This is a genomic window from Erwinia sp. 2186 (assembly GCF_057812255.1).
Genome location: NZ_CM173824.1, coordinates 2,898,101 through 2,916,162 on the forward strand (window position 1 = coordinate 2,898,101; position 18,062 = coordinate 2,916,162).

Here is an 18,062-nt window from a genome sequence, read left to right on the forward strand (position 1 = left end):
TCAGGCGCCAAAGAACACCCGCTCAGGCTTAATGTCGTGGTGATAAACAGGGTCCTGAATGAGAATAATTTAGTCATAGCTGCGACGGTATTTGTTGTTTAACACAGTAAAATGGCGCATCTCTTTTTCGTTTTTCCTGTGAAGGGCGATCAGTGGAAAATGGTAATAGGTGTCAAGGGTTGAAATGAAATGCCATTGCCATGGGGTTTCCCTGACATAGCGTTCAAGAAAACCGACCATTTCATGGTTTATTTCTTGCTGTTGCCTACCGATAACCGCTGCGGTTGTCACCGTGAATTTTCGGGAAGCCTCGTTATAGCGGTTAGAGACAAGTTTCATACACACCGCTCGTTTTATGGCGAGTTTAATAACCCCCGTGGTCATATGGCCTTTTTTATTAAAAAACGTCACCGGCTCGACCGCTCCGGTTAAATTCCCGGCCACATAACAGGGCAGATCATAGAAAACAGCCACCACCTTATTCGGCTCCCGCAAATAACGCGCGATCTTAATCAACGCGCCTGGCGCGTTGATATTGATAAAGGATACGCGTACGCCGGGTATGGCGATCAGGTTATAGTTTCGCGCATTTTCTTCGGTAATCTCTTCAAATATCGGCACCAGAAAATCGTAATCCATGCCCTGGTATTGTCTGGCCAGAGTTAATATTGTCAGCCAGTAATCTCCGGTATGCGTACAGAGCAACAATTTCGCCTGTGTCAGATTCGGATCGGACAGATGACAAACCTTCTCCAGCAAAGCCGAAACCGTTTTCCAGTCATGTGAAAACATGAACAGTGAGAGGTAACGGGAAATTAGCTTGGTTAAAATAAGCTGCCTTCCAGACCATGGCTCTTGCCTACCGGTAACCTTTGCAGATAACTGCATGGCCGTCTTGACTGAATAGTATTCAGAAAGCGTCCTTCTGAATAAAACAGAAACCATGTTTATCAATAACAATGCGGTGGATAAGGATCGCCATGTCGCTACCACCGCCATTGCCCTGGCAACCATTGCCAGCAAAACACGCCTGTGCAGCAGGCCTGGCCTCGCATTGATGCCCGATATCATCTGGCCTCTCCCCGCAGAACCACCCGCTGTTCAATACTGTCGATTAAGGCAGCATCATGACTGACAACCACGCAGGCGACGGGCAGGCGGCGAATAAGCGCAATGATTTTGTGACGCGATTCATCATCAAGATGTGAAGTGGGTTCATCCAGCAGCAAGAGCTGCGGCTTTCGGTACAAGGCTCGGGCAATCATTAGTCGTTGCAGTTGGCCGGATGAGAGCCTGGTACCGTTAGCGCCGAGCGAAGTATTCAAACCGGATTTCAAACTTCTGATAACCTCGGCAAAATCTGCCTGTTCGATGCAGTTCTCCAGTAACGTCATATCATAGCGATCGGATTCAAAAATAATATTATCCATCACGTTACCTTTGATTAACTTCCCATTAGGACTCACCAATGAGATCCGTTGCTGGAAGGGATTGAGTCCAAACCTGGCCAGTGAAATATCATTAATCAGAATCTCACCTGCCGTGGGTTTGAGCAGGCCCGATAACATATTCATTAAGGTGGTTTTACCGCAGCCCGAGGGCCCGGTGATGACGAGTTTCTCACCTTCGTGAATATCAAAATTGACGTTTTTTATGAAATTATCGTCAAGATTACTGTAGGCAAAGCTGATATCGCGGAAACTCACTTTTCGCACCGGTTCAGTTATCTCTTTGACCGAAGACTTGAACGATATCGCAGCCGTTTTATCAGACGGTAGTATTTCCTGTAAGCGTTTAACCTCAACGGAACACACCCGGATATTGACATGACTTTCGACAATTGACTGAATATTATTAATCAGACAATTTTTATAGAATATAAAAGTCAGTAACTGCCCCGCCGTTGTCTCACCCTGCAGTACGCTTAACGATCCCAGGCCGATAATCAGTAAGGTCTGAACATGCGAAAGGGTCGTCACCATTAATTCAATCAGCGACTGCGTTCTTTCAATTGCGGAGCGATTGTATTCCAGCTCTGAATGATGCTCGGACCATGCCAGGATCCTGTGATGTTCATTGTGATTGATCTTAATCACATCGATATTATCTACCGACTCCAGCAATACATTATCTCTGCGGACTTCGGCATCGAGAGAAGCATATTGGCGGGAGAGCATTTCTGGCAGCATTAACACTCTAACGAGGATCATTATGGAGGTCACCGCAAGGGTGAGCATGGCCAGATGGGTGTTGATGAAAAACAGCAGCACCACAAATAAACCGGCAAAAAATGACTGTATGAAAATATCTATCCAACCATTGGTATAGATAATGTGGAAAACATCAACGGATTTAATTTTACGTAAAATATCCGATGCCATTCGTTTACCGAAATACTTCAACTCCATGTTGAGAAGATCGCTGACTATCCGGTGCCCTTCATTCAGGCTTAACATCCTTCTTAATCGCTGGGCTTGGGCGATTTTCAGATAGCTTGCAATCGCCTGCAGCAGATAGACAAAACCGAAGATGTACAGCAACAGAAACAGTAAATCATCGTCGTTTTTTGACAAGACTTCATCGAAGACTAAAGAAATAAACTTAGGAATGGCAATATGGGTCAGCTGAATGATCACCGCCAGCACCGCCAGCGGGATCAGATAGCTTTTCCAACTCTTAAGTCCTTTTCTGAAAGCACTGGCGCTGAAAAAATGGCCATTGTCTGCGGAATTTTCCCTGCGCTGCCCTTTCGTATCGGCCACGAAGCTGTTATCGGGTATGACTTCAAGCGCAACGCCTGAGTAAAACTTCTCTACTTCCCGCCAGGTGAAGGAACGGCTGCCGATGGCAGGATCCATGACTTCGATTTTTGTTTTGCTGGTTTTTTTAAGCACCACAAAATGGCAGTTATCCCACAGTAAAATTGCCGGCGTTTGCAGCTCACGCAGGCTGTCTGCGGCGACCTGAACGCCGGTGGCAATCATCTGATGCTCGGAAAAAATCTTTATCAGATGAAAAAATGAAAGCCCCTCAAGAGTGACCTCATACTGGTTACGGAGGGTCTGCAACTGCAGCGTCTTATTAAACATTGCGCTGATATAACTGACACAGGCCAGACCGCATTCTGCGCACTCATCCTGTAGGACATCTCGTACATTATTTTTCAGCATGGATATAATCCGGATTACGTTTGAGGGCTTGTTTCACAGGAAGGAATAACCACTCAATTAACGTTTGCTTTGGCTGACGTAATGAGGCACTGACGGTCATGCCGTCCGCGAGAAATTCCATCGGGATTTTATTATGTTTGTCATTAGCCAGAATATTCAGCTTCACCCGGAACCAGGATTCTTTATCATCCACACTGACCCGGGTCGGTGTAGTAGAAATATTGATGACCTTTGCGGCCAAAACGCCATAGCTTTCATAGGGGAAAGTATCAACACGTACGAAGACCTTCTCGCCAGGGCTTATCAGGCCGATTTGTTTACTGCTCAGTTGCAGGACTACAACGGGTTCTGCAGCGCTGTTTTCTTTCAGGATCACTGATGGCGTCAGGGTGCGTCCATCAATGAAGTCCCCTTTCAATATCCCCATATCATGGACAATCCCTTTTATGGGTGAAGTGACAATATATTCCTGTCGCATGCGGATATTATTTAACTCGCTACCGATTTCCCTGATTTTACGGCTGATGTCATTTTTACGTTGTAAGGACTCTTGCTCAAGCCTGGCGTAATGAATCTCTTTTTCTATTTTAGTTTGCAACAGTCCAGACTTTTCAACCTCACTTTTTTTCACACCCAGCTCATTTTCAATGATCAGCTGCCTGGTGTTTTCCACTTCCGTCTTAGTAATAGCGTTGTCTTTGTATAATCGCGTTAAATCGCGTAACTGAGTGGCATAAAGACGTTTTTTATCGTAATAGTCTTTGATTGCGTTTTCGGCAATGGCAATAGATTGTGTCAACTCGTTAAAATAACTTTCTTTTTGAATGAGAAGTTGGTCATGATTTTCAGACTGATTTTTTCGTTCAGTCTCGAATTCCACTAACGTCTCATTCAACCGCTTGGTTGTCTCCTCGGCCATATTACCAACACCATTATGGTCTTTGGTATTTTGCCACAGTAAAGCCACGCTAAAAATGGCATCTCCCGGATTAACGCTGTCGCCTTCATTAACGTAGATCGCAGAAACATTTCCGGGTTTTTCTGCCGTTAGCCGGTAAAATGACTCGCTGCGGATCAAACCCTTAACGTCTTCTTGTTTACCATAACGGCCATTCAGCAATAACAACATAAAAATAGCTGTCATAAGCGCAATGACACCGCAAAAAAAATTAAGACTGATAGGAGCACGCGTAAAACACTGATTAAATTGATTTGACATAATAGCTTAATATCAGAGGTGGGGTTTACCCCACCTCTTATTGATGACGAATAAAATATCAGGCGAGATTAAGAAGCACTTTTCTCAATCGCTACACCAGCAGCACTGCCAACCAGTGCGCCTACAGCAGCTCCCGGAATACCCATAATTGCGCCAATACCGGCGCCACCGATCCCACCAATAGCGCCGCCGCCCCATCCACTCCCCCAACCACCGCGCACTTCCTTACAGTGTTCAGCACTCATTGCTGTTTTGTTCAGCATCATATTTCTCCATAAATAAAGTTAAAGTAGAAACCAGGTGTTATATAAAATCGCAGCTATACTCATTGCAGCCTCGGCAATATATATCACAACGTCATGCTGCCTTGTTAATCTGGCGGCAACAATATTTATGGAAAAAAAACCCTTAATTAGATTTTTATTCTACCATCGGAATGATATTTATATTTAAAATCTATGAATTTAACAGTTTTATGAAAAAATTTTAAAAATATCACAACACCTTAAAAAAAACCAAAGTGGATAATCTTTGTCGACATGCTAAAATATTGACATATTTTAGTTTACTTAAAGGAAAAACAGTGAAGCCTATTGTTATATTGTTAGGGTGTGTGACCCTCGCTGCCTGCACCACTGAGGAAGGTAAACCTTCTCCCTCGCTGAATATGGCGAATCCGGCTGCAGTCTATTGTCTCCACGTCGGTGGTAAGTTAAGTACCAGCGAGTCTGACGCAGGAAAAAAAGGGTATTGTACGTTAGCGGACGGTGAACATATCGATGAATGGGATTTATACAGAAGGGAGCATAAACAGAACTGATTTCAAAAACTCTGTTTAAACGGGTCGGTCATCGTCGCCAGATGATGACCCGTTCTGAGAATAGATAGGCATAACTTCATTTGTAACGCGACAGACAAACTGTAGGGACAACAAACGCCTGCTTAAATGATTAATAGCGGATACAGGAACTGGTAAACGAATAAGGACCACCAACAATGTAACTTTTTTTATCCAGAGGGAAAATGTCAATCTGGAAAGTCTCAGGATTAAAGGTGTACTCGCCTAACAACATTTTAAACACGTTATCGGGGGTATCATCCAGTATTGATTTTTTCATGTCTTTGATATGATAGCTGATGGTTTTTCCTTGTAAAAATACGCCGTCCGACAGCAACAGGCTCCGGTTCAACTTTTTGGTTTCACCGTTGATGGTAACTTTGCCATTAAAAATCACATAGCCGGATTCTTTCGAATAAAACCGCATATCCTGGGTGACGGAAAACGTCAGGTCACTTTGATTTTTTCCAAAATCATAATGGGTGAAGAACGTGCATTTAAAGGGAACGATTCTCTCCCGCCAGACGACCCAATGCCCGATAAAAGCGGTCATCGCCACGGCAACAATCACTACAAGACTCACAGTAATAAAAAGGACCGTTCTTTTACTTTTCATCACCACTCCAGTCCAGATAATAAACATTTTCACAAGATATGTTATAACCATTATTACCAATACTGCAGTACGACAGCATTGTGCGCCCGTAAGTTTGTAAGGATGAAGAGGCATAATTGTCGAAATAGACGCGTTTACCGGTCTGACAGCTCAGTTGATTTTTCTTCATGATTATTCCCACTTGCTTCTTCACATTGGCAACTTCACTGTCATTAAAGGTTTTAAGCATAGTAAGTTCACATCCACCTTCCATCTTCACAACCTGAGCGGTAGGATCTAAACTATCCGTATACAGGTATTTGTAAATTAAACCGCCGCTGATGATGACCAGCATCAATAACAGCACAGACAGAATCTTTTTTCTTGAAAAGGAAAACGACTTTCCCAGTTCACTGACATCCTCTGAGTTGATAATGTGCGGAATCCCTGGCACGTCTTCTTTCGTAATGAGCACATTTTCACTCAGTCTGATGCCCACCGTCGGTAGCGTGACAATAAAGTTATCACATCCCAACCTCACCAGGCTCCTCCTGAGGATACTCATATACTGATTCAGGTTGCTGTTGGAACTTCTCAGACCATATTTATCCCATACTTCGACGAACAAAAAGTCGCGGGTTAATATTTCCCCTTCAGATTCTAAAATCAATTCAATTAATCTTCGGGCGGGCAATGGCAAGGTTAACGTGTCATTGGTCGACACTAATGTTAACGAACCCTCATACGTATTATACTTTATTGTATTATTGATGGTGTATTGCATTTTTAGACCATTAAGGAAATAATTAAAAATGTCAGGTAAGTGTAGTTGACAACAATAAACAAGTACAGTTAATTCCGGTAGTTAGGTAAACACTCAGCACAGTTTCATCTTTCTCCGCTGCCAGCCTGGGTTAAGTAAAAAATGAAACGCTTCCCCTTTTCCTTTGCGGCTTTCCTTCTTTAATGCGTGATTGATTTTGAAAAAAGATTCACTACTAAAACCCCAGCAATAATGAGGGTCAATCCCGCGATCCCGGCGGCGTCCAGTTTCTGGCCATACAAGAGATAGCTGGTGACCGATATCAATACGATGCCAACCCCTGACCAAATGGCATAAGCAATGCCGGTGGGCAAGACCTTCAATGTCAATGATAAAAAGAAAAAGGCCACCGCATAGCCCAGCACGCAAAGCACGGTTGGCCATAAGCGGGTAAAACTTTCCGAGCTTTTTAAGCTGCTTGTCGCAATGACTTCAGCAATGATTGCAATACCCAAAAACATATACGTTTTAATCATAACCTGTCCTTTAATAATTACTGAAATCGATATGGTGCTCGTTACAATATGCTAACCTTGCCAGTAGCCACTGGTTCAGATCGGTATTTTTGCACAATTTCAATACCTTCATCGCCTTGCGCTTATGCTGACTAACGGTTTTTTCACTTATATTCATATAGTTCGCGATATCTAACGGTTTTTCGCCTAATGAAAAATAATATAGCACCAGATTCTGCTGTATTGACAGCTTGTCAGAAACAAATTCTCGATGAAGCGAACAGATGCGCATCCGGATAATATTGAAAAGAATATCGTGCAATACGGAACAAGGTGCATCCCGATAGACTTCCCCCCGGAAATACCCATGTTTTTGTTTATTGCCAATCAATATTATTCTCTTGTCGTAGGCCAGATCGATGGGTATTTCATCCCACGAAACATTAGGCGCCCAAAATATAATATCTGCAAGAGGATGCGCGTTTTCCATTTTGATAAACATCACATCATGGCGTGTCTTTAGAAAGTAATTTCTGATAATCGCTTTCAGTCCAGCCTTAAAATACTCATTGCTGTCTATAATCATGATTTTATATAGCATATTTCCATGTCCTGTCGATCTAAAAAATCCATTTTTCTCACGAAAGTTTGATCAGCACCATGCCGGAGAGGATAAACAGCACGCCAGTCCAGCCCTTTCGATTTAACCGCTGATTAAATAACACACCACCGGCGATAATGGTTGCGATGATGCCAAATCCTCCCCACACCGCATAAGCTACAGAAAGCTCAATCCCTTTCACCGCTTGCGCAAGTGAAGCAAATGCGCATAGCACCGCGGCAAGTGACAAAAGGCCATATTTTCTTTTTCTGAAACCATCCGAATATTTCAGCCAAATGTTAGCGACAACTTCAAGCAACACGGCAACAATTAACCAGCCCGCATGGATCCATTCAAATTGTTGCATCACTCACTCCTTTTTTAAGCTTGGTTCCTGATTTAATCAACGCAATGCCGATAATCAACAGGGTCAGACCGGCGACTTTCATTAAGGTCAGTGATTCATCAAATAATCGCACGCTCAATGCCGTAATAATCACAATGCCGATCCCTTCCCATAGCGCATAGGCAACCCCGAGGGCGACCTTCTTTACGGAAAAGGATAACAACACATAGGATGTGGCAATCATCACTAACATAAAAATAAAACCAATGTTGTTATCATTGACGCTTGACCACTTCATCGAAAGCGTACCAATAAACTCTGTTGCGATTGCAAGACCTAAATAAACCCAGTAAATAATCATATTTTATATTGGGACGTAAACTCCCCTCCTGATAATTGAGTTGATTTTGATTTATGCTGCCGTTTGACAGGCAGAATGCTATTGAACTATCAATAAAGTTTCGGGTTAAATATCACCGCCACGCTACCGCAATAGGTATCAGGCGCGTTTTTTAGCATGTTGCCCACGTCCCGTTTGTCTACATTGAAATCAATGCTTCCTTTGACTCCTCTGGCAAACGTATCGGTGTAAAAAATATTTTTGCTGGTATCAAATCCGGTATACAGTTCCTGGCGAACCATCGTAGTACCTGATTGAACGTCTGTAATATTGACGGGCAACGTTAAGAAGGTTTTCACGGGAACCAGCTCCCCCGTTTTGTCGCTGCTTATGGCACACCCTGTTCCGCTTTCATACTCACAGGTCAGATAGACGGTGAAATTGCCTGAACTTGAAAGATTGAAACTGCTCTTACCCGTCAATTGAGGTGTAATCCGCGTAACAACCCATCTCTCACAGGCCGGTCGACCGAGCTGATACCATAGCAACCTTGATTCCCTTCTGGTACGCGCCACAGCCATGCGACTTGCGTAGACCCCACTATCCAGCCAGCACTTTGGTTAGTGCACCCAACCTTAGGGAATAATGAAAACGCCTGGTCTCCGCCTCCCCATTCAGAAATTTTGGAGTTGTTATTCGCCGTGTAATTTCCGCTAAAGGCTTCTATGCGAAATTTTACGGTTTGTTTATCGGAATTCTGTGAAACCCGCTTAGCAAGAGGTTTCGTCGATGGGGTGCATTCTCACGGAAAAATCCTAGGCAGGCCATATATATCGAAAATTATCGCTTCTATAGATTAATACTCTGCATATGAAAAATAAATTATATCTTCATACCGATAAATGAGATTGGCGTTTCAAAAGAGGGGAATATTTAGGCGATAAAAAGGCTTTATTCGCAATACAAAAAGAGGCAGATTTCCCCCAAATTCTAAGAGTCTGAGAATAAAAGCGACCGTTAAAAGCGATTAAACGTTTAGAGAAGGGGTTAGGGTGAGTATCTCAGGTGGGGCGTCGGAGAAGGCCTTTTGGGCGTAGCCATCGTCTGCGGGTTCACCCAGCGGATTTGGGCAATTGGCAATGAAATAACTAATGATCATCACCCCTACAAAAAGCAGTGCGGTTGTCTTATTCATACTGAAATTACTCAATACCATGGTGAAAGGTGTTGCGATCCCCCAGCGCCTGATGACAGGGTCGGTAGATGAAACCGTTAATAAGTTGGCGTCAGCGTTAGCCAATTCATTTAAAGAGGGTTTTCTCTCGTAATTCGCGAATATCCTGGCAGGTATAACAGGTCACTGCGCTGGGGATAATTCGACGCCGTTCATCTGAAATAGTCTCTCCGCAATCCTGACAACTTTCCTGACCTGTTTGTGTCAGCATTATCCGGATTGAGATAATTTCGTTACGCTTCGCCAGCGTAATGCATTTTTCAGCCTCATCAGCTAAGTCGGCCACAGGAGCCCCCCTCGTTAGTCTTATTTGAACGTTTGCCATATTATCGGGTTGGTCGGGGATATGCGGCAACTCATGCTGTTATGAAGTATCTTAAGTCGGTTTCAGCCTGTTTACCCTACTGTCTTATCAGTTCTGATTACCATTAAACCATTGATACCTCAGCCGCTTAAGATGCATGAGAAAAGCCTGAGGAAAAAGTGAAGCGGCATCATTAGTGGCGCTTAAAATTCTGTGATACTTTGATTTTTTACTGAAATTTCAACCAGGTTGGGTCGATAAACTATGGGCATTAAAACCATTCAGCTTGAGGGTAACGTGGTGTATTCCCCGATCACGCACTCTCTTTATAAGGCCGGAGACAGTGAGAATCAGGTTGCTTTAGCCATTCCTGCCAGCCTGTGCCTGTTAAGTTTGCTGCAGCATAAAGGCGAGATTGTTTCTCATAGCGATCTGCTTTCCTTCGCCTGGGAGGCAAGGGGAATGATGGTTTCTCCGAATACGGTTTATCAGAACATGTCGATACTGCGTAAGGCGCTGGAATCGATGGGTGTTTCCAGTGAGATGATAAGAACGGTGCCCAAGCGTGGATTTATGATACCGGCCGGTTTTCCGGTTGAGTTTATTTATGAGAATGAAGATAACACCCCACTCAGCCAGGCTGAAGAGGAGATAATCCCGGCGCCCTCCCCGGTCCTTCCGTCAGCTTTAGAAGATCCCCCTTCAATCCCGGACACCTCAGTCCCTGCAGCGCCCGCTGCCGGTAAAATCAATCGCAGGCTTCAGGCTGTTTTATTCGGCATCGCCTGTTGTATGGCGTTTTTGATTACCACGGCTGCGACGCGTTATCTGGGCAACGATACTATCCCTGCCTATATTGCGCCGGACTTTTCACCGTTGGGCAACGTTAAAGACTGCCAGGTGTTCAGGAATTACTCGTCAAGAGACGACGCATTCTTCACCAAATTCATTGCCGATAAGAATGTCGAATGCGGAACGCAGAAATGGTGGTACATCACTAATTACCCACCGTCTGAAGAGGTGTCGATATTACGTTGTTCAAAAGAACTTACCGCGTCAGGCAGCGATAAAACTCCGCTCTGCACCTCCGACTTCTATAGCGAAAACGGTCAACAACAATGAAGAAAATTAACCTACGCACCGTCCTGATGTCGGTGGTGATCCTGCTGTTTGGCTTTGCCGGTTATTCGCTGGGTAAAGAGCAGGTCCGTGCAAACGATGTCTTCTTCTGCACCGCTAATTTCAATACCCATTCAGGCGATGAAATGCTCAGCCTGTCGATTAACTACAACCTGAACCATGGCGATGGCTATATCACCATGAACGGGACTTACTTTAAGGATGGGGTCAAAAAATCTGACATCGATCTGAAAAAGGAGTTTCTTTACACGCAACAGGATGGCGAGTTTACCTTTACGGAAAAACCCAACGGCGTAATGGAAGTGAATGACGGCGATCAGCAGGTGCTGCGAAAATTCCTCTCTGACTTTTACTTCAGCAGGAATGTCGGGACGCATCACGTCAGAATAAAGCAGATCCGGCCGGGCGTGTGGATTTTCACCACCACCCCGACGCCTTATATGATTTGTTCGGAATACTAACTTTTGCCCGCCCGGCCACTCTTTGTTTTGGCCCCCTCGCCATCACATCCGGCTCCATGAACACCAACAAAAAAATGCCCGCCGATCGGTTAACGCGATTGGCGGGCATTCCCTACAGCAGTTTTATTAATCAGGCTGAATATTCAGTCTTTCGATGCCAGAACAAAACGGTAAACCAGACCACCGATAACACCGCCGATAATTGGCATTAACCAGAACATCCACAGCTGGTCCATTGCCCAGGTGCCCTGGAATATCGCCACTGCGGTACTGCGCGCCGGGTTGACCGAGGTGTTGGTGACCGGAATGCTGATTAAGTGTATCAGCGTCAGTGACAGACCGATGGCAATCGGCGCGAATCCGGCCGGCGCACGCTTGTCGGTTGCACCGTGGATCACAATCAGGAAGATTGCGGTCAGCACGCCTTCACACACCATCGCCGCCATCAGGCTGTAACCACCCGGTGAATGCTCGCCGTAACCGTTAGACGCAAAACCGCTGGCGGTGGCATCAAAACCGGCATGGCCACTGGCAATCACATACAACACGGCGGCGCCAGCGATCCCACCCAGAACCTGCGCAAGGATATACGGCACCACGTCGCGGGCGGCGACACGGCCACCGGCGAACAGGCCCAGCGTCACCGCCGGGTTAAAGTGCCCGCCAGAAACAGGGCCGACCGCAAAGGCCATCACCAATACCGTCAGGCCAAACGCCAGCGCCACACCGGCAAAGCCGATGCCTAATCCCGGAAAACCGGCGGCAAAAATGGCGCTACCACAACCGCCAAACACCAATACAAATGTACCGATAAACTCTGCGGATAATTTCTTAAACATACCGTCACCTGAAACGTTAAGTGGAGTGTAATGCGCAAAGACATTTGAGGATCTTTGCACATCGGGAATTAATGAAGGGAATGAGACGTCATAGTGAGAATAAAATCATCCGAATGGTTTGAATAAATTAACGTCACTTTTCTTAGGGGCAGTTTACGGGCTGAGTTATTCTGTTCAACTCATAAAGTTATCATTTGGCCGGCAGGAAATAGCAAGCCAGCCAGCCTGGCGCACCACAAGCCAGTTATAACGCTAATTACATGATAGTATTCTATTTATTTTACGCACAAAAACGCCTCACCCGCGAAGATGGACCGCGTTTATAACGTTCTGAAGTGAAACATGAGAGTTTTATGAGATGTATTTTCAGGCGAGGATGGATATTGCCTGATGAATTGAATCTTCACCAGACAATAACCCCGGCAGCAGGCGTTGGAATATTCGCCCTGCTGCCGCTTACGACATTATGTCTCTGTCGTGTCCTCACCCGCTAATAGCGAAACCGGTGAGGGTCACTGCCGCGAGCTAATTACACCATCACTGCCGGGTGCTGTAATAAGTGGTCAGCCAGCGTATAAGGTGAGTCGTTAACCAGCGTACTTTCGACCGGGATATGGCTGGCGGAACTGGCCGTGGTGTCCGTGGCCACGCTGGCCGTCACGGGCGATGAACTCGCCGTTGCCCCATCATCCTGAGCAACGGTTGGCGCGTAAAACGCCAGTAAATGATCCATATTCAGCGCGGTTTCGTGGGACGCCACGGTGACATTTTCACTGGCCGTGGCCTGGTTGCCGGCGCTGTCATGTGCCGTCACCTTGATGACATAGTCGCCGTCATCCAGCGGCGCCAGCTGTCCGGCAAGAATCGTCAGCGCCCATTTGCCATCGGCTTTAACCGCCGCGCTGTAGCTTTGATCGCCGAGAGTTAAGGTCACCGTACTGCCCGCATCGAGATGGGTTGAACTGCCCTGCAACAGATGCCAGGTATTGACATCATCCGCACCGATAACGTGATCCGCAAACGCGGTATCCAGCGTCAGCGTCGGTAAATTGTGCGTTGCGACGTCAAAAAAGTCGCTCAGGGTTTGGCTATCGCTGTTGCCATACTGATCCGAGCGATGGGCACTGGCGGTCACCGGCCCTTCCGCCAGCGCCAGCAGATCGGCGCTCGGTAAGGTGATCATCCCGCCGCTGTCCGGCTGGTAGGTTTTGCCGTTGATGTCCAGCGAGGTCACGCCTTCAATATAGAAACTCAAATCCTGCTGTGCTTCCTGATAGTTCAGGATCATGTCACCGCCGATATCCATCTCGTAATAAACCGGCGTCAGCTGGGTGACCACATTCAGCTCTTGCGCCATATCGGTATAGTTATTGGCCCCGTCATGATACCAGGCGTGGATCTCACCATTTTTAATAAATCCGGCCACGTCGGCCGCGGCGATCAGCACCTGCCAGTGTCCCTGAGCATCAATGGTTGCGGCATGCTCGTGACCATCGCTACCTTTCAGGATCAGCGACTGACCCAACGCCACGGCAGACAGTGAGCCGCTCAACAGCAGATCGTGTTGGCTCTCCGCCAGGTTGATCACATTGTCATCCGTGACCTTGTCGAAGTGGATTTCTGGCACGCTGGTCATATGGGTGATTAACGTCAGATCGTGGCTGACGGTGCTGGTTTTGCCATTCGCATCAACCGCGGTCAGGGTCAGACTGTGCAGGCCATCCTGAATTGCCAGCAATTGCTCGGTGGTAAAGTGGCCGGTCCAGCTGCCGTCAGCATTGACTAAAGCGGTGACGGTCGCGGCGCCCAGCGTCAGGGTAACTTTGTTGTGGTTGGCCATATGCGTTGAGGTGCCGCTGATGTCCACGCCATAAATGCTTTCGGCGACGTTGATGGCGTTATCGCCGCTGATGGCGTCCACCGTCAGGGTCGGCTTGATGGTCTTATCAACATACAGGCCAAAATCCACGTTGGTATCGGTGTGGTTGCCGGCTTTATCGGTGATGGTCAGCTTCAGGCTGTAATTGCCGTCGGACAAGCCTTTCAGCACCTCTGGCGGCATCGAGGCGTTCCAGTAACCCCACTTATTGACGGTACTGGTCCAGCTTTGATCGTTAAAGGTGAGGGTGACGGTCGAACCGGCCTCGCCTTCGGCCCGACCACGCAGATGAATACGGTGGCTGGCTTCCCAGGCGGCAATCACGCCATCGCTGGCGACCGGTTCATAAGGGCGCAACGGTGCAGGCGCCTCGGTATCCACGGTGCTGACCGCCAGGGGAGTAATGCCGGGCGCACTCAGGCTGCTGGCCATTTCCGGCGTGAGGGTGGGAACCGCCAGGCGGCTGGATGATGCAGGTTCCGTGGTTTCGGCGGCAGCATAGTTGCTGACCGCATTCTGGAAAACAGACTCCAGACGCAGAGCACGGTAGTCAACGCGTTGGGACATAGGTCACCCCGTTCAGAATTTTGGCGCGCAAGCCATCGCGACACCTGAAGGTGCGGGATGGCGGATGGTTTGTGCGAGCCATACGAGACGGCCCGTTTCCTCTGGCAGGAACGGGTTACCTTAACGGGTAACAATTTTGCAATAACAAATCCCCTTTTCATTATGAAAAGAGGAATAAACAGCAAATGATTTTTTTAATCTTGTGCCCTTCGCGGTGGGTCACCGTTTAAGCTGCCCTCACCCTAATCCTTCATTTGATTTATAGATAGTGGCCAAATTCTGAATACTAATCTGCGTATTGATTTAGCTTATGATTATTTCTACCTGTTTATTCTTCACCAACCCCTTTACAGTTTGAATACCGACAGCGCGGTCACGGCTGCCTGTTTTTCAACCGTCACCGACTCGCCAGCCAAATCACTTTCACATTTAATATCAGTCGATTAATCAATGGCATGGCGTTTGCTAAAACCGTTTAACGCGAATTAATTATAAGGGATCAGCATGTCGCAAATTGATGCAGCCTGGGGTGCAGGCCCAACGCCTTATTATGAGCAACTGGCGGAACGTTTCAGGCCACTCTTTACCAGAATTCGCGACGGCGCGATTGCACGGGAAATAAACCGTGAACTACCTTTCGAACAGATTCAGTGGTTAAAAGAGAGTGGTTTCACGGCATTACGCGTACCGCAAGAATATGGCGGCAGCGGTATTTCCTTACCTGAGCTGTTTAATTTGTTAATTGAGCTCGGCGAAGCTGATTCAAATCTGGTCCAGTCGATACGCGGTCATTTGGGGTTTGTCGAAAATGTGCTGAACAGTGACAACCCCCGACGGCGCGAAACCTGGTTACCGCGACTGGGCCGCGGTGATATCGTCGGCCCGGCCTGGAGCGAAGCCGGTGACGTGCAGCAGTCGGCGTTTTCGACGCGGCTGGAACAGATTGGCAAGCAGTGGCGCATAGATGGCAAAAAGTTCTACACCACCGGCTCGCTCTATTCTGACTGGATTGACGTTGGCATCAGTGATGAGACGGGGAAAACGCTGGCGATCACCGTTTCACGCTCGGCACCCGGCGTGACGGTGGTTGATGACTGGAATGGCTTTGGTCAGCGGCTTACCGCCAGCGGCACCTCGGTGTTTGATAACGTGGTGGTGGAGGAAAGCGATATCTATGACGAGGATAAATTCAAATACTCCCCGGCATTTTATCAGCTGGTTCACCTCGCAACCCTCGCGGGCCTTGGCCGCCAGCTTAGCCGGGAAGTGGCTGAAAACGTGGCCGCCCGCAAACGCACCTACAGCAATGGCAACGCCGCCCGCGCCGCGCAGGATCCGCAGATCCTGGCGGTGGTCGGCAAACTGCGCGGTGCGGCCTATACCAGCGGCGCGATTGTGCTGAAAACGGCCGAGGCGCTGCAGCGGGCCTTCGACAGTCGCTTTGCCGGCGATGAACCGGCGGAAGTGCAGGCCAACGCCATCGCTGAGATCGAGGTGTCGCAGTCGCTGAATGTGGTGACCGATCTGCTGCTTAACGCGGCCACCATTTTATTCGATGCGTTAGGCGCATCCGCCACCCTGAATCCGCTGTCGTTAGACCGGTTCTGGCGCAATGCCCGCACGCTTTCCTCCCACAATCCCCGCATCTATAAAGACCGTATCGTCGGCGATTTTGCGGTGAACGGCACCTTGCCGCCGCCGCAATGGCGTATTGGTGTCGCCTCTTAGCCGGGTTAAATCACCAATGGCGGATGGCGATCGCCTCCTGTCCGGGTTCAATCACCCGTGGCAGATTGCGATCGCCTCACCAACGAATTCAAGCACCAGATACTGCTGAGCCTGTATAGCGCTCAGCAGCCGGTTCTGTTAATCCAGCGTCAGCGTTCTCTGTGGATGCGTCGCCGGTAGCTGGCTCTCTTTACCAAAGAGTTTCTCGCGCAGGGTGCCAGGCCGGTATTCTTTGCGCGCCAGTCCGCGCTTTTGCAGCACCGGCACCACATGCTCAACCCATTCATCCCACCAGCCCAGCGTGGTGACCGGCACCACGTTAAAGCCGTCGACACCCGCGTCCGCATACTGCTGCACCTTATCGGCGATTTGTTCCGGCGTGCCGGCAAAACGTCCTGGCAGTAACGCATGTTGCAGCAGGTATTCGCGCCAGGTGAGCACGCGGCCCTGACCGTAATCCGCATCGACCGCAATGCGGAATTTGGATCGCATATGCTGGCTGAACTGCTCCTGACGGCTGAGCTCGGTCAGCGGCGTATCGGGATCGATACTGGATAAATCGATCCCCGAACCGCCGCTGTAAAAGCCCTGCAAGGCATTGATATCGATATTATCGAACAGATGCTGCTGCTTGCGTTTGGCCTCTTCCTCGGTCGAGCCGATCACCGTTGACAGCGACACCAGCTTTTTCAAATCTTCCGCCTGGCGGCCATAGTTAATCAGCTCGCGATTCAGAATAGCGATATCTTTGCGCGCGGTTTCCGGGGTTTGCGACGGCAGGAACGTCACCTCGGCATTGCGCGCCGCAAACCGCCGGCCCGCGTCAGAGTTACCGGCCTGGAAGAACACCGGGCTGCGCTGAGGCGAGGGCTCGACAATGTGCGGCCCCTCGACGCGATAGCGTTTGCCGACGTGGTTAATTTTGTGGATTTTATCCGGATCGAAGAAACGGTTAGTGGCCGGATCGTGCAGCACTGCACCATCTTCCCAGGAGAGTTCCCACAGCTTATAGGCGACATCGAGATATTCCTGCGCCCATTCATAGCGTTCATCGTGCGGCACGATGTCATTGAAGCCGTAGTTGCGGAACCCGTTCGATAAATAGGAGGTGACGATATTCCAGCCGATACGCCCGCGGGTGAATTCATCCAGCGAGGAGATCTGGCGGGCAAATGAAAACGGATGGGCCTGAATCACGTTACTGGTGACCACAATCCCCAGATGCTCGGTCACCAGCCCCAGCGCAGACACAATGGTGATCGGGTCCGGCTCGGGAAACTGCGTGCCTGCCCGGATGGTGGTTTTACCGTCGCCAAAATCGGCGTCATACACCCCCACCACATCGGCGATAAACAGCGTATCAAAGCGCCCTTTTTCCAGCGTTTTCACCGTTTTGACGTATTCATCCAGCTGGTTGTAGCCGTACTGGACCTGGCCTTCGGTGGTGCGCCAGTAACCATGGCTGTGGTGGTTCGGCGTCAGGTGCAAAAAACCGTTATAAATCAGTTCGCGTGACATTATGG

Annotated in this window: 19 protein-coding genes; 4 read left to right on the forward strand and 15 right to left on the reverse strand. The window is 48.2% G+C overall.

The genetic code is table 11. The features are described from left to right. Window positions 1-69: 69 nt before the first annotated feature. From ACXKZG_RS13350 to ACXKZG_RS13365, 4 genes are all read right to left on the reverse strand, one after another. Window positions 70-1,071: a lysophospholipid acyltransferase family protein gene (locus ACXKZG_RS13350; RefSeq protein WP_488874987.1), complete on the reverse strand. Its 1,002-nt coding sequence runs from the start codon at window positions 1,069-1,071 to the stop codon at window positions 70-72. Further along, window positions 1,068-3,170, reverse strand: a complete 2,103-nt coding sequence (locus ACXKZG_RS13355; protein ID WP_488874988.1) for a peptidase domain-containing ABC transporter — start codon at window positions 3,168-3,170, stop codon at window positions 1,068-1,070. Before ACXKZG_RS13355 ends, ACXKZG_RS13350 begins: the two co-directional genes overlap by 4 nt. Continuing rightward, window positions 3,157-4,389 carry an HlyD family secretion protein gene (locus tag ACXKZG_RS13360; protein ID WP_134823958.1) on the reverse strand — a complete coding sequence of 411 codons (1,233 nt, stop codon included), beginning with the start codon at window positions 4,387-4,389 and terminating at the stop codon, window positions 3,157-3,159. The genes ACXKZG_RS13355 and ACXKZG_RS13360 overlap by 14 nt, the downstream gene beginning before the upstream one ends. Before the next feature lie 68 nt (window positions 4,390-4,457). Then, on the reverse strand, window positions 4,458-4,634 hold the full coding sequence (locus ACXKZG_RS13365) for a hypothetical protein (RefSeq protein WP_488874989.1): 177 nt from the start codon (window positions 4,632-4,634) through the stop codon (window positions 4,458-4,460). Window positions 4,635-5,056: 422 nt separating this feature from the next. Here ACXKZG_RS13365 and ACXKZG_RS13370 point away from each other — a divergent pair, with 422 nt between their 5' ends. Continuing rightward, entirely contained in the window at window positions 5,057-5,209 is a 153-nt protein-coding gene (locus ACXKZG_RS13370; RefSeq protein WP_371732188.1) for a putative hemolysin, read from the forward strand. A 130-nt stretch (window positions 5,210-5,339) separates the two neighbouring features. Here the strand turns inward: ACXKZG_RS13370 and ACXKZG_RS13375 are convergent, their stop codons facing one another. The 8 genes from ACXKZG_RS13375 to ACXKZG_RS13410 all read right to left on the reverse strand — a co-directional run bounded on the left by ACXKZG_RS13375 (window position 5,340) and on the right by ACXKZG_RS13410 (window position 9,907). After that, on the reverse strand, window positions 5,340-5,843 hold the full coding sequence (locus ACXKZG_RS13375) for a FidL-like protein (protein ID WP_134823955.1): 504 nt from the start codon (window positions 5,841-5,843) through the stop codon (window positions 5,340-5,342). Next, window positions 5,833-6,546 carry a winged helix-turn-helix domain-containing protein gene (locus tag ACXKZG_RS13380; protein WP_167738405.1) on the reverse strand — a complete coding sequence of 238 codons (714 nt, stop codon included), beginning with the start codon at window positions 6,544-6,546 and terminating at the stop codon, window positions 5,833-5,835. Before ACXKZG_RS13380 ends, ACXKZG_RS13375 begins: the two co-directional genes overlap by 11 nt. Window positions 6,547-6,785: 239 nt before the next feature. Then, window positions 6,786-7,118 carry an SMR family transporter gene (locus ACXKZG_RS13385; RefSeq protein WP_209215564.1) on the reverse strand — a complete coding sequence of 111 codons (333 nt, stop codon included), beginning with the start codon at window positions 7,116-7,118 and terminating at the stop codon, window positions 6,786-6,788. A gap of 13 nt (window positions 7,119-7,131) precedes the next feature. Next, window positions 7,132-7,701, reverse strand: coding sequence for a helix-turn-helix transcriptional regulator (locus ACXKZG_RS13390; protein ID WP_488874990.1), 570 nt, complete (start codon window positions 7,699-7,701; stop codon window positions 7,132-7,134). A 37-nt stretch (window positions 7,702-7,738) separates the two neighbouring features. Beyond that, window positions 7,739-8,068, reverse strand: a complete 330-nt coding sequence (mdtI, locus tag ACXKZG_RS13395; protein ID WP_134823952.1) for a multidrug/spermidine efflux SMR transporter subunit MdtI — start codon at window positions 8,066-8,068, stop codon at window positions 7,739-7,741. After that, window positions 8,055-8,408, reverse strand: coding sequence for a multidrug/spermidine efflux SMR transporter subunit MdtJ (mdtJ, locus tag ACXKZG_RS13400; RefSeq protein ID WP_488874991.1), 354 nt, complete (start codon window positions 8,406-8,408; stop codon window positions 8,055-8,057). The genes mdtI and mdtJ overlap by 14 nt, the downstream gene beginning before the upstream one ends. A gap of 89 nt (window positions 8,409-8,497) precedes the next feature. Further along, window positions 8,498-8,968, reverse strand: coding sequence for a hypothetical protein (locus ACXKZG_RS13405; protein ID WP_134823951.1), 471 nt, complete (start codon window positions 8,966-8,968; stop codon window positions 8,498-8,500). 720 nt (window positions 8,969-9,688) lie between these two features. Continuing rightward, on the reverse strand, window positions 9,689-9,907 hold the full coding sequence (locus ACXKZG_RS13410; protein ID WP_488874992.1) for a TraR/DksA C4-type zinc finger protein: 219 nt from the start codon (window positions 9,905-9,907) through the stop codon (window positions 9,689-9,691). A 411-nt stretch (window positions 9,908-10,318) separates the two neighbouring features. Here ACXKZG_RS13410 and ACXKZG_RS13415 point away from each other — a divergent pair, with 411 nt between their 5' ends. Beyond that, window positions 10,319-11,047 (forward strand): winged helix-turn-helix domain-containing protein, encoded by a 729-nt coding sequence (locus ACXKZG_RS13415; protein WP_488874993.1) that lies wholly within the window; start codon window positions 10,319-10,321, stop codon window positions 11,045-11,047. After that, complete coding sequence (locus tag ACXKZG_RS13420) at window positions 11,044-11,526, forward strand: hypothetical protein (RefSeq protein ID WP_013201797.1); 483 nt, start codon at window positions 11,044-11,046, stop codon at window positions 11,524-11,526. The genes ACXKZG_RS13415 and ACXKZG_RS13420 overlap by 4 nt, the downstream gene beginning before the upstream one ends. A 143-nt stretch (window positions 11,527-11,669) precedes the next feature. Here ACXKZG_RS13420 and aqpZ read toward each other — a convergent pair whose 3' ends face one another. Together aqpZ and ACXKZG_RS13430 are read right to left on the reverse strand one after the other, a co-directional pair. Beyond that, window positions 11,670-12,365, reverse strand: coding sequence for an aquaporin Z (aqpZ, locus tag ACXKZG_RS13425; protein ID WP_488874994.1), 696 nt, complete (start codon window positions 12,363-12,365; stop codon window positions 11,670-11,672). 529 nt (window positions 12,366-12,894) lie between these two features. Continuing rightward, the gene (locus ACXKZG_RS13430) at window positions 12,895-14,811 is read right to left on the reverse strand and encodes an Ig-like domain-containing protein (RefSeq protein ID WP_488874995.1); all 1,917 of its coding nucleotides are present in this window, start codon (window positions 14,809-14,811) and stop codon (window positions 12,895-12,897) included. Between the two features lie 504 nt (window positions 14,812-15,315). Between ACXKZG_RS13430 and ACXKZG_RS13435 the strand changes: the two genes are divergently transcribed. Further along, window positions 15,316-16,539, forward strand: coding sequence for an acyl-CoA dehydrogenase family protein (locus tag ACXKZG_RS13435; protein WP_488874996.1), 1,224 nt, complete (start codon window positions 15,316-15,318; stop codon window positions 16,537-16,539). Between the two features lie 138 nt (window positions 16,540-16,677). On the opposite strand, the gene ACXKZG_RS13440 is transcribed toward ACXKZG_RS13435, so the two are convergent. After that, entirely contained in the window at window positions 16,678-18,057 is a 1,380-nt protein-coding gene (locus tag ACXKZG_RS13440; protein WP_488874997.1) for an NtaA/DmoA family FMN-dependent monooxygenase, read from the reverse strand. Window positions 18,058-18,062 lie beyond the last annotated feature (5 nt).

Bases quoted from the DNA above. Each gene is read 5' to 3' on its own strand.
- ACXKZG_RS13360 (WP_134823958.1), bottom strand. From the start codon at position 4,389: ATGTCAAATCAATTTAATCAGTGTTTTACGCGTGCTCCTATCAGTCTT.
- mdtI (WP_134823952.1), bottom strand. From the start codon at position 8,068: ATGCAACAATTTGAATGGATCCATGCGGGCTGGTTAATTGTTGCCGTG.
- ACXKZG_RS13435 (WP_488874996.1), top strand. From the start codon at position 15,316: ATGTCGCAAATTGATGCAGCCTGGGGTGCAGGCCCAACGCCTTATTAT.
- ACXKZG_RS13370 (WP_371732188.1), top strand. From the start codon at position 5,057: ATGGCGAATCCGGCTGCAGTCTATTGTCTCCACGTCGGTGGTAAGTTA.
- ACXKZG_RS13420 (WP_013201797.1), top strand. From the start codon at position 11,044: ATGAAGAAAATTAACCTACGCACCGTCCTGATGTCGGTGGTGATCCTG.
- aqpZ (WP_488874994.1), bottom strand. From the start codon at position 12,365: ATGTTTAAGAAATTATCCGCAGAGTTTATCGGTACATTTGTATTGGTG.
- ACXKZG_RS13390 (WP_488874990.1), bottom strand. From the start codon at position 7,701: ATGCTATATAAAATCATGATTATAGACAGCAATGAGTATTTTAAGGCT.
- ACXKZG_RS13405 (WP_134823951.1), bottom strand. From the start codon at position 8,968: ATGGCTGTGGCGCGTACCAGAAGGGAATCAAGGTTGCTATGGTATCAG.
- ACXKZG_RS13365 (WP_488874989.1), bottom strand. From the start codon at position 4,634: ATGAGTGCTGAACACTGTAAGGAAGTGCGCGGTGGTTGGGGGAGTGGA.
- ACXKZG_RS13355 (WP_488874988.1), bottom strand. From the start codon at position 3,170: ATGCTGAAAAATAATGTACGAGATGTCCTACAGGATGAGTGCGCAGAA.
- ACXKZG_RS13440 (WP_488874997.1), bottom strand. From the start codon at position 18,057: ATGTCACGCGAACTGATTTATAACGGTTTTTTGCACCTGACGCCGAAC.
- ACXKZG_RS13350 (WP_488874987.1), bottom strand. From the start codon at position 1,071: ATGATATCGGGCATCAATGCGAGGCCAGGCCTGCTGCACAGGCGTGTT.
- ACXKZG_RS13430 (WP_488874995.1), bottom strand. From the start codon at position 14,811: ATGTCCCAACGCGTTGACTACCGTGCTCTGCGTCTGGAGTCTGTTTTC.
- mdtJ (WP_488874991.1), bottom strand. From the start codon at position 8,408: ATGATTATTTACTGGGTTTATTTAGGTCTTGCAATCGCAACAGAGTTT.
- ACXKZG_RS13375 (WP_134823955.1), bottom strand. From the start codon at position 5,843: ATGAAAAGTAAAAGAACGGTCCTTTTTATTACTGTGAGTCTTGTAGTG.